Raw genomic sequence first — 9893 nt, 5'->3', positions numbered from 1 at the left:
GGAAGCCGCACCGCCTCGCTATAGCTGGCCCAGTTGCGGGTCGAGGCGCCGGTCCGCACGCCGTTGCGCGCCAGCGCCTCCACCCCCGGCAGGATGACCGGCCCTTCCGCGGAAATCTCGGCGGTCAGACCTGCGCCTCGGCACATTTCCAACGTATGGCCCAGCAGGCCGAAGCCGGTCACGTCGGTTACAGCATGAACGCCCTCGCGGCCGGCCAGCTTCGCGCCGACGGCGTTGAGCTGGGTGGTGGAAGCGATCATCGCGGCATAGCCCGCCGCATCCAGCTTCTCCTGCTTGAACGCCGCGGACAGCACGCCCACGCCCAGGGCCTTGGTCAGGATCAGCACGTCGCCGTCGCGCGCGGTCTTGTTGGTCAGCACCTGATCGGGATGCACGAGCCCCAGCGCCACCAGCCCGTAGATCGGCTCGACACTGTCGATGGAGTGGCCGCCGGCCACCGGCACGCCCGCCGTCGCGCAGACCGAAGCGCCACCGGCCAGGATCGCGCCGATCACATCCGGAGCCAGCCTGTCGATCGGCATGCCGACGATGGCTAGGGCCAGGATCGGGGTCGCGCCCATCGCATAGACATCCGAGAGCGCATTGGTCGCCGCGATGCGCCCGAAATCGTAGGGGTCGTCCACCACCGGCATGAAGAAGTCGGTGGTGGCGACCAGGGCCTGGGTGTCATTCAGCCGCCAGACCGCCGCATCGTCCGAGGTCTCGGTCCCGACCATGAGATTGGCGAAGTGTCCCGCCGCCGGCATCCCGGCGAGGATCTCGCGCAGGACGGCCGGCGCGATCTTGCAGCCGCAGCCGCCGCCGTGGGCGAGGGAGGTCAGGCGAAGGGGCGGGCTCATGGCGGCGTCTCTGGGCGATCCGGACTGTCGGGACCGGGGCATACCGCGCTAGACGATGTTCCGGCCAGAGCTTGGGGAGACAGATGCGGCCCATCCGCGTGATCGAGAGCGCCGAGCCGGCTGTGCTGGCCCGCTTCGACGTGATCGTCGACGTCCGCAGTCCGGGGGAATTCGCGCAGGATCATGTGCCCGGCGCCGTCAACCTGCCGGTGCTGAGCGACGCTGAACGCGCCGAGGTGGGCACGATCTATGTCCAGGAAAGCCGCTTCCGCGCCAACCGCATCGGCGCGGCCTATGTGGCCGCCAACATCGCCCGGCACCTGACCGAAGCGATGGCCGACTGGCCGGCCGAGACCCAGCCGCTGATCTATTGCTGGCGGGGCGGCAACCGCTCCGGCGCCATGGCCACGATCCTCCAGCGGGTCGGCTGGCACACCGCCGTGCTGGCCGGCGGCTATCGCACCTGGCGGCGCCATGTTCAGGCGCGCCTCTATGATCAGGATTGCCCGGTTCAGTTCGTCCTGCTCGACGGCGACACCGGTTCGGCCAAGACGGAGTTGCTTGCCCGGCTGGCTGCGCGTGGGGTGCAGACGCTGGACCTGGAGGGTCTGGCCGCCCATCGGGGATCGCTGCTCGGCGCCCTCGCCGACCGCCCACAGCCGGACCAGAAGCTGTTTGAGACCCGGCTCCTGACGGCGCTTGATGGGCTGGATCCCGCCCGTCCCGTCATCGCCGAAGCTGAGTCCAGCAAGATCGGCGACCGGGTGATCCCGCCCGCCGTCTGGCGCGCCATGCAGGCCGCCGCCCGAATCGAGATCGTGGCGCCCCGGCCCGTGCGCGCCGCCTATCTCGTCCACGCCTATGCCGACCTGATCGCCGACCCGGACCGGCTGGAAGCGATGTTCGACCGGTTGCCGATCCGCCCCTCGCCGGTCCGTCGTGAAGCCTGGCGCGGCCTGATGGCCCAGGGCCGCTTCGCCGAACTCGCCGAGGCGCTGATGGAACTGCACTACGATCCGGCCTATGCCCGCGCTCGCCGAAAGGATGGCCGAACCCCTCAAGCGCGCCTGACGACCGACAGCCTTGATGATGCCGCACAGGATCGGCTCGCTGACGAGGTCGCCCGGTCGGCGACGGGCCTCTGAGGCGCCGTCCTCAACGAGAAACGCCGGCCTCGCGGCCGGCGCTCCCCAAACGGTTTCAGTTCGAGGGTTAAGCGTGCGCGGCGCCGACCCGACGACGGAGCATCGCGCCCGCTGCGCCGAAGCCGAGGATCATCAGCGCCCAGGTTCCTGGTTCGGGAATGCCGCCCGGCAGGCCGCCGGTCGCCGTGCCCGAGGCCAGCAGGTACGACCCTCCAAAGCGGAAGCCGTAGATGTCGGCCTGGTCGCGGGAGATGCCTCGGAACTGGAACTGGTTGAGGCCTCCTGGCGTCGAGATCGGCGCCGCGGTCGAGAGGTCATAGGACTCCAGGACGTTGCCGCCGATATCGAGCGCCGCGATCGTCGGCGCATCGCCGGAGCCGGGAGCGTAGTTGAAGAAGAACCCCATCTGACGGTAGGCGGTCGCGCCGGTCAGGAACCCGAAGCCGCCGGGCCCGTCGAGACCGATATAGACGGCGGACCCGCCGAACTGGCCGTTGGAGGCCAGACCATAGGAGCCCTGGCCGACCACCGCGCCATCGCCGCTGTTGGTGGTCGTGTTGGTCCGCGTGAAGGTGAACTCGCCCACCGTCACCGGGCCGAACGTGAAGTTGTAGGCGCCGTTGTCATAGCCGCTAAGGTCCAGATCGGGGCCGGTGTAGGCGGCGTCGGTCAGGATCAACGCGGCCTGGGCGGCGCCGGCCGAGATCGAGAGCGCCGCAACGGCGCCCATGAGTGTTCTGAGCATGATGATAAGCCTCCGGGGCATGGCCTGCGGAGTTTTTCCCCGCCACAAGCTCAACCGTCGATTGACCATGTTGTTCCAGCGGCCGGTATCGATCCATTCAGCCGTGGCTCTGGACGTGACCGCATGCTAGGTGCGCGCGCTTCCCGACACCTCCGGATTTCCACGCTCCCATGGCCCTGAAGATCGCCATCGTCGGCCTGCCCAATGTCGGCAAGTCGACCCTGTTCAATGCGCTCACCCAGACGGCGGCGGCCCAGGCGGCCAACTATCCGTTCTGCACCATCGAGCCCAATGTCGGCGACGTGGCGGTGCCCGAGCCCCGGCTGGACGCCTTGGCCAGGATCGCGGGCTCGAAGGAGATCATCCCGGCGCGAATCAACTTCGTCGATGTGGCCGGCCTGGTCCGCGGCGCGTCCAAGGGCGAGGGGCTGGGCAATCAGTTCCTGGCCAATATCCGCGACTGTGACGCCATCGCCTTCGTCGCCCGCTGCTTCATCGACGACGACATCACCCATGTGGAAGGTCGCATCGACCCGTTGGCCGACCTCGACACCATCGACACCGAACTGATGCTGGCCGACCTGGAGAGCCTGGAAAAGCGGGTGGTCAATCTCGAGAAGCGCGCCAAGACCGGTGACAAGGACTCCGCGACCACCCTGCGCCTGGCCCAGCTGGCGCTGGCCGAGCTCAACGCCGGTCGCCCGGCCCGCCTGGCCAAGGTCTCCGCGGAGGACGAGAAGGCCTGGCGGATGCTTCAACTCCTCACCTCCAAACCGGCGCTCTATGTCGCCAATGTGGATGAGGCCTCGGCCGGAACGGGCAACGACATGTCCCGCGCGGTGGCCGAGCGTGCGGCCCGCGACGGCGCCGACTCCGTGGTCATCTCAGCCCAGATCGAGAGCGAGATCGCCATGCTGGACGCCGAGGAGCGCGTCGAGTTCCTGGAGACCCTGGGCCTGGCGGAGCCCGGCCTCAACAAGCTGATCCGCGAGGCCTACCACCTGCTGGGGCTTCAGACCTATTTCACCGCCGGGCCCAAGGAAGCCCGCGCCTGGACCATCCACAAGGGCGACACCGCGCCCCAGGCCGCAGGCGTGATCCACACCGACTTCGAGAAGGGCTTCATCCGCGCCGAGACCATCGCCTTCGACGACTATGTGCGCCTGAACGGTGAAGCCGGCGCGAGAGACGCCGGTCGGCTGCGCTCCGAGGGCAAGGAGTACGTGGTCAAGGACGGCGACGTGATGAACTTCAGGTTCAACGTCTAGGGAGACAGACAGCATGGCCGAAGTGATCGCCCTCGCCGGCGCAGACGATTTCCGGTTCACCGCCTTGCATGCCCCCGCCATCGGACCGCGGAAGGGCGGGGTGATCGTGATCCAGGAGATCTTCGGCCTCGACCGCCACGTCCGCGCCGATGTCGAGCGGTGGGCGGCGCTGGGCTACGAGGCCATCGCGCCGGCCATGTTCGACCGCATCGAGCCGGGGTTCCTGGCCGAGCACGATGACGCCGGCATCCAGGCCGGCATCGCCAAGGCCCGCGCCACGCCGATGGAGCAGGCGATGGGCGACATCGCCGCCTGCCGCGATTTCCTAAAGGCGCGGGGCGAGAAGGTCGGCATCGTCGGCTACTGCTATGGGGGGTCGTTGTCGTGGATCGCGGCGGCCAAGGTTCCCGGCCTCGCGGCGGCCTCCAGCTACTACGGCTCGATGGTCCAGGCGCAGGCGGCGCTCAAGCCGCTCTGCCCGGTGATCGTCCACCTGGGCCGCACCGATCCCGGAATTCCGGCCGACGTCGTCGCCGCCGCCGTCGCGACGCATCATCCGAACGTCCCGGTCCACATCTACGAGGGGGCCGGCCACGGCTTCAACAACGAGGACCCGGCTCGCTACAACGCTGAGGCGGCCACGCTCGCCCGCCGCCGCACGCTCGAGCTCTTCGACGCCGCCTGATGGGCGAAACGGTCCAGCTCAGGAGCGCTCGGGACGGTTTCGCCTTCGACGCCTGGCGGGAGACGCCGGCTGACGCGCGGCGCGGCGGACTGGTGATCTGCCACGCCATCTGGGGCGTCACGCCGCATCTGCGTGAACTCGCCCGTGGCTATGCCGACGACGGTTACGAGGTGCTGGTCCCCAGCCTGTTCGACCGGTTCGCGCGCGGTTTCCCGGATCGCGACACCGATCCCGCCGTTCAGCGGCGCCAGATGGGATTCGGCGAGGCCTCGGGCTGGGGCGTCGATGTGATTGATGCGGTTCAGGCGGCGATAGAGGCGCTCAAGCCGCCGGTCTTCGCGATGGGCTTCTGCTTCGGGGGCAATGTCGCCTGGCTGGCGGCGTCGCGTTGCCAGGGCCTCTCGGCGGTTTCGGCCTTCTACGGCGGCCAGATCGCCAGCCATTTCCTGGCCGATGCGCCTCGGATCCCGACGATCCTGCATCTGGGCAAAACCGACGAACTCATTCCGCCGCACGAGGTCGAGGCGATCCGCGCCGCCTATCCGGACCTGCCGGTGCACGAATATCCCGCCGGACACGCCTTCGTGGCGCCCAACGGCTTCCATGCCGACAGCGCCCGGCTGTCGCGCCTGCGCACCCTGGCCTTGTTCGCCCGATCGGGCGGCGGTCGCGGCGAAGTCTGACTGGCGCTCGCCTCAGGTGCGGGTCGGCGTCACCCGGCCGTCGTCCAGGTCATAGCGCGCCGCCACGATCTTGAGCGATCCGGCCAGCACGCGCGTGCGCAGCGGCGGACTGCGGGCGAGAATCTCACCCGCGGCATGGGCGGCGTTGAGGCTGACGGCGGCATCCAGAGGATCAGGCGCGCCAGGGGGTGTGGCGCGTACGGCGGGCGCGATGAGGGCGGCCAGCGTCCCGATCTTGGTGTCCCGGTCATGCGGGTCGCCACGACCGGCCAGCGCCTCAATCGTCGCCTTCACCGCGCCGCAGCGCTCGTGGCCCAGCGCCATGATCAGCGTCGAGCCCAGATGGATCACCGAATACTCGATGGACGCCAACACCGCGTCGTCGACCACATTGCCGGCGACGCGCACGACAAAGAGATCGCCCAGCCCCTGGTCGAAGATCAGCTCCGGAGCCGCGCGGCTGTCGGCGCAGGCCAAAATGGTGGCGAACGGCCTCTGCCCGGCCGCCACCTCGACCCGTCGCGGCGCGCCGCTGTTGGGGTGGGCGCCATAGCCCTCGGCGAAGCGGGCGTTGCCCCGCATCAGTCGATCCATGGCCTCGTCCGGCGACACCGAGGGCGGAGCCGGCGGTGCATGGGCCTGGGCTTCCGGCGTCGGCGTTGCGGCCGGTTTGGCCGTCGCCCGCGGCCGCCGTGTGCGCCGCACCGAGGGCGGCGAGGCGCCGCCATGCACCACGCCCCCTTCGGCCAGGGCGTAGACCGGCGCGGCCACGAGGCCCACGCCCAGCAGGGTGATCAGTCGGCGTCGCGGAAGATCGGTCATGGTCGCGCCCTCGAATCGGGTTCGAGCCTGTTTTGCGACCCAATCCTGAACATCGGGTGAGGGGCGCTGCGGCCCCGACGGCGGGCCGCTACTCGCGCTTCGCCCCGCCCATATTGCCCAGCTGCCAGCCGACGGCCTTGGTCATCCGCTCGTAGAAGCTCTGCTCGTAGGCCTCCTCCGGCGTCTCGCGGACCATGCGGTCCATGATGATCGCGTCCTCGCCCACCAGGATGCGCCAGCGCTCGGCCTTCACGCCGTCGAGAATGATGGTCGCGGCCTGCGCCGCGGACATCGGCGCATTGTCGTGGAAGGCGCGCGCCTGCGCGGTCACCATCTGCTGGATCATGGCGTCGGGGATATTGGTCGTGTCGACCCCGGCGCGGGCCATCCGGGCCCTGGCCCGGGCGAGCTCGGTCTCGCTCAGCGTGTCGTCGTCGGAATGGTTGATCACCTTGCGCGAGTTAGCGGCGATCTCGGTGCCGATGTGGCCCGGCATCACCACCGAGCACTTGATGTGCGGCGCGGTGAGCCTCAGGTCGGTGACCATCGCTTCGGTGAAACCCTTCACCGCGAACTTGGCCGCCGCATAGGAGGTGTGGCTCACATTGGGGCCGAGGCTGGCCCAGAAGCCGTTGACGCTGGCCGTGTTGATGATGTGGCCCTCATCCGCGTTGAGCATCATCGGCAGGAAGGTGCGCACGCCGTAATAGACCCCGCCCCAGCAGACGTTGAACGTGCGCTCCCATTCGTCGCGATCGGTGTCGACGATCGAGCCGCCGCCGCCGATGCCGGCGTTGTTGAACAGCAGGTGCAGCTTCTCGGTGTCATGCGCCTTGGCCGCGTCGTCGCGGAAGCGGATCAGGTCGCCCTCGATTGAGACGTCTGCGTGGTGCGCCGTGATCCTGGCGCCCTGCGGTATGCCGTCGGCCGTGCAGAGCCGGATCGTCTCGGCCATGTTGCGGTCGGAGACGTCGCACATGGCCACGCTGCAGCCCTCTGCGATCAGCTGGCGGGCGAGCTCGCGCCCCATGCCCGTGCCGCCGCCCGTCACCACCGCGAACTTGCCAGCGAAATCCTTCATGGCGTCTCTCCTGCTGAACTTTGCGTGACCCTATCGCGGGGGCGGCGTGACGCTGGGTCACGAGCGGCGATTGTCACTGGTCAAATCCCGGTTATCGGCGTTCACTTGTCCCAAAGACGGGAGGATCGAGATGGCTGACGGACACGTCACGGGGATCACGCGGGAGCAGGCGCGGGCCGAGGCCTATGCGCTGCCGCTGGACAAACTCAACCCGGCCCAGCCGGCGCTGTTCGAGGCGGACGCCATGTGGCCGATCTTCGAGCGGCTGCGGAAGGAAGACCCGGTCCATTACACCGCCGAGCACGAGTTCGGGCCCTACTGGTCGATCACCAAGTACAACGACATCATGGCGATCGACACCGATCACCACCGGTTCTCATCCGACTTCATGAAGGGCGGGATCACGCTGGGCGGCGGCCAGGCCAACATGGACCCGCTGCCCATGTTCATCGCCATGGACCCGCCCAAGCACGACGTGCAGCGCAAGGCCGTGACGCCGGCGGTGTCGCCGCAGGCGCTGCACGACATGGCGCCGCAGATCCGCGAACGGGCCGGCGGCATCCTCGACGGCCTGCCGATCGGCCAGGAGTTCGACTGGGTCGATCTGGTGTCCAAGGAACTGACCGCCATGACCCTGGCGACCCTGTTCGACGCGCCGCAGGAAGATCGCCGCAAGATCACCTACTGGTCGGACGTGGTGACCGCTGCGCCGATGCCGGGCGGCATCGTCGAGACCGGCGAACAGAAGATGGCGATCTTCAGCGAGTACCACGCCTATTTCACCGGGCTCTGGAACGCCAAGGTCAATGCGCCGCCCAGGGGCGATCTGATCTCCATGCTGGCCCATAACGAGGCCACCCGGAACATGGAGCCGCGAGAGTACTTCGGGAACGTCGTGCTCCTGACCGTCGGCGGCAACGACACCACCCGCAACACCATCTCGGGCTCGGTTCTGGCGCTGAACCAGAACCCGGATCAGTACGCCAAGCTGCGCGCCAATCCCGGTCTGATCCCGTCCATGGTGTCGGAGACCATCCGCTGGCAGACGCCGCTGGCCTATATGCGCCGCACCGCGGTCGAGGACGTGGAGTTCCGGGGCAAGCTGATCCGGGCCGGCGACAAGGTGGTGATGTGGTACGTCTCGGGCAACCGCGACGAAGAGGTGATCGAGAACCCCAACGCCTACATCATCGACCGGGAGCGGCCCCGCCAGCACATCTCCTTCGGCTTCGGCATCCACCGTTGCGTCGGCAACCGGCTGGCCGAGCTGCAGCTGACCATCATCTGGGAAGAGATCCTCAAGCGCTTCCCAGAGGTGATCGTCACCGGCGAGCCCAAGCGGGTCTATTCGAGCTTTGTGAAGGGCTATGAGACCCTGCCGGTGATGATCCCGCGGCGGAACTAACTCCGCGGCTTGATCGCCCAACCCAGGTGCGTCGCGCCGAAGCCGGTCTCGTACTTCAGGCCGTAACCCAGCATCCGGTCGAACCCGATGTGCGCGACCCAGATCGCCGCGACGGCGAGGAGCATCTCCGCGCCCAGGGCCCAGCCCAGGGCCGCCAGCGCGGCCGGCGCGAGATAGGTGTGGCCGAGATTGTAGGCGATGGCGCCCACCCGCCGATTGATCAGGTAGCCCAGCATCGACAGATCCGGCGCCAAGAAAAGCAGGGCGAACAGTCCCCACCCCGCGCCCAGCAGGTGATAGCCGGCCAGACCCGCCAGCAGCGCTGCGGCGCCCTCCGCGCGCAAAGCGAGGGCGACGTCGCCTGTCGCGGCGCCGGCCGTCGGGACAGGGGCCGCCGACCCGAGGTCGGACGAGAGCGTGAGGTGGGCCATGGCGGGTCTCCGTCGGGTCGTGGCGCGGCCGCCACGCCGAGGGTCTACCCAACAGATATGCTCAGCGAAATTCCACGAATCCGCAGATCAGCGATACATTTCTGAACGACTGATCCCGCTCTACCGCCGCGTCGCGATCCAGGCGTCCACCCGCGTCTCCAGCACGTCCAGCGGCAGCGGGCCGGCGCTGAGCACCACGTCGTGGAAGGCCTTGAGGTCGAACCTGGGCCCCAGTTCGCGTCTGGCCTGTTCGCGGAGCTCGGTGATCTTCAGCTCGCCGACCTTGTAGCTCGCCGCCTGCCCGGGGTTGGTGAAGTAGCGGTCGATCTCGCTGGCGATGTCCCGTTCCGAGGCCAGCGTATTGGCCCGCATGTAGGTCAGCGCCTGATCACGGCTCCAGCGCTTGTAGTGGATGCCCGTGTCGAGCACGAGGCGGGCGGCGCGCCAGATCTCCGCCGAAAGCCGGCCGAAGTCGTCGTAGGGATCCGTATAGAAGCCGCCCTCCTTGGCCAGCCGCTCGGCATAGAGACCCCAGCCCTCGATGTAGGCGCCCTGGAACGAGAACCGCCGGAACATGGGCAGGTCCGTCTGTTCCTGAGCGAGGGCGATCTGGAAGTGATGACCCGGCGCGCCCTCGTGATAGGCGATGGCCGCAAGCTGGGGCTTCAGCACCTGGGTCATGTCGGAGAGGTTCACATAGAAAATCCCCGGCCGCTTCCCGTCGGCGGTCCCGCGATTATAGAAGGCGATCGGCGCGGTCTTCTCCCG

General features: G+C 68.4%; 10 protein-coding genes and 1 pseudogene. 5 read left to right on the top strand and 6 right to left on the bottom strand.

Features of this window, described 5'->3' with window-relative positions:
- The coding region (selD, locus tag ACIQ3R_RS10720) for a selenide, water dikinase SelD (protein ID WP_397418289.1) at positions 1-860 on the bottom strand (860 nt) is incomplete at its 3' end.
- A gap of 83 nt (positions 861-943) precedes the next feature.
- Here selD and mnmH point away from each other — a divergent pair.
- A complete protein-coding gene (gene mnmH, locus ACIQ3R_RS10715) occupies positions 944-2005 on the top strand; it encodes a tRNA 2-selenouridine(34) synthase MnmH (protein ID WP_397418287.1) in 1062 nt (353 codons plus the stop codon).
- A 67-nt stretch (positions 2006-2072) separates the two neighbouring features.
- Here mnmH and ACIQ3R_RS10710 read toward each other — a convergent pair.
- Positions 2073-2171, bottom strand: a pseudogene (locus tag ACIQ3R_RS10710) (PEPxxWA-CTERM sorting domain-containing protein); the annotation flags it as partial.
- 749 nt (positions 2172-2920) lie between these two features.
- Between ACIQ3R_RS10710 and ychF the strand changes: the two are divergent.
- From ychF to ACIQ3R_RS10695, 3 genes are read left to right on the top strand one after another with little or no spacing between them, the layout of a single operon-like run.
- A complete protein-coding gene (gene ychF / locus ACIQ3R_RS10705) occupies positions 2921-4018 on the top strand; it encodes a redox-regulated ATPase YchF (protein WP_397418285.1) in 1098 nt (365 codons plus the stop codon).
- 13 nt (positions 4019-4031) lie between these two features.
- The gene (locus tag ACIQ3R_RS10700) at positions 4032-4703 is read left to right on the top strand and encodes a dienelactone hydrolase family protein (protein WP_397418283.1); all 672 of its coding nucleotides are present in this window, start codon (positions 4032-4034) and stop codon (positions 4701-4703) included.
- Positions 4703-5386, top strand: coding sequence for a dienelactone hydrolase family protein (locus tag ACIQ3R_RS10695; protein WP_397418281.1), 684 nt, complete (start codon positions 4703-4705; stop codon positions 5384-5386). Before ACIQ3R_RS10700 ends, ACIQ3R_RS10695 begins: the two co-directional genes overlap by 1 nt.
- 12 nt (positions 5387-5398) lie before the next feature.
- Here the strand turns inward: ACIQ3R_RS10695 and ACIQ3R_RS10690 are convergent, their stop codons facing one another.
- Both ACIQ3R_RS10690 and ACIQ3R_RS10685 read right to left on the bottom strand, forming a co-directional pair.
- Positions 5399-6208, bottom strand: a complete 810-nt coding sequence (locus ACIQ3R_RS10690; protein ID WP_397418278.1) for a carbonic anhydrase — start codon at positions 6206-6208, stop codon at positions 5399-5401.
- Positions 6209-6296: 88 nt separating this feature from the next.
- Positions 6297-7289: an SDR family NAD(P)-dependent oxidoreductase gene (locus ACIQ3R_RS10685; protein ID WP_397418275.1), complete on the bottom strand. Its 993-nt coding sequence runs from the start codon at positions 7287-7289 to the stop codon at positions 6297-6299.
- 130 nt (positions 7290-7419) lie between these two features.
- On the opposite strand from ACIQ3R_RS10685, the gene ACIQ3R_RS10680 reads away from it, so the two are divergent.
- Positions 7420-8694 (top strand): cytochrome P450, encoded by a 1275-nt coding sequence (locus tag ACIQ3R_RS10680; RefSeq protein WP_397418272.1) that lies wholly within the window; start codon positions 7420-7422, stop codon positions 8692-8694.
- Here the strand turns inward: ACIQ3R_RS10680 and ACIQ3R_RS10675 are convergent.
- Both ACIQ3R_RS10675 and ACIQ3R_RS10670 read right to left on the bottom strand, forming a co-directional pair.
- Positions 8691-9125 carry a DUF4260 domain-containing protein gene (locus tag ACIQ3R_RS10675; protein WP_397418269.1) on the bottom strand — a complete coding sequence of 145 codons (435 nt, stop codon included), beginning with the start codon at positions 9123-9125 and terminating at the stop codon, positions 8691-8693. The genes ACIQ3R_RS10680 and ACIQ3R_RS10675 overlap by 4 nt on opposite strands.
- Before the next feature lie 120 nt (positions 9126-9245).
- The coding region (locus ACIQ3R_RS10670) for a DUF885 domain-containing protein (RefSeq protein WP_397418266.1) at positions 9246-9893 on the bottom strand (648 nt) is incomplete at its 5' end.

Origin of the sequence: Phenylobacterium sp. (assembly GCF_044371015.1) — a bacterium.
Taxonomy (GTDB): domain Bacteria; phylum Pseudomonadota; class Alphaproteobacteria; order Caulobacterales; family Caulobacteraceae; genus Phenylobacterium.
Note: the sequence above shows the minus strand (reverse complement) of the source record. Positions and strands in the feature narration are given on the sequence as shown.

Coding starts and splice junctions, on each gene's coding strand:
- mnmH (WP_397418287.1), top strand. CDS start 944: ATGCGGCCCATCCGCGTGATCGAGAGCGCCGAGCCGGCTGTGCTGGCC.
- ychF (WP_397418285.1), top strand. CDS start 2,921: ATGGCCCTGAAGATCGCCATCGTCGGCCTGCCCAATGTCGGCAAGTCG.
- ACIQ3R_RS10700 (WP_397418283.1), top strand. CDS start 4,032: ATGGCCGAAGTGATCGCCCTCGCCGGCGCAGACGATTTCCGGTTCACC.
- ACIQ3R_RS10695 (WP_397418281.1), top strand. CDS start 4,703: ATGGGCGAAACGGTCCAGCTCAGGAGCGCTCGGGACGGTTTCGCCTTC.
- ACIQ3R_RS10690 (WP_397418278.1), bottom strand. CDS start 6,208: ATGACCGATCTTCCGCGACGCCGACTGATCACCCTGCTGGGCGTGGGC.
- ACIQ3R_RS10685 (WP_397418275.1), bottom strand. CDS start 7,289: ATGAAGGATTTCGCTGGCAAGTTCGCGGTGGTGACGGGCGGCGGCACG.
- ACIQ3R_RS10680 (WP_397418272.1), top strand. CDS start 7,420: ATGGCTGACGGACACGTCACGGGGATCACGCGGGAGCAGGCGCGGGCC.
- ACIQ3R_RS10675 (WP_397418269.1), bottom strand. CDS start 9,125: ATGGCCCACCTCACGCTCTCGTCCGACCTCGGGTCGGCGGCCCCTGTC.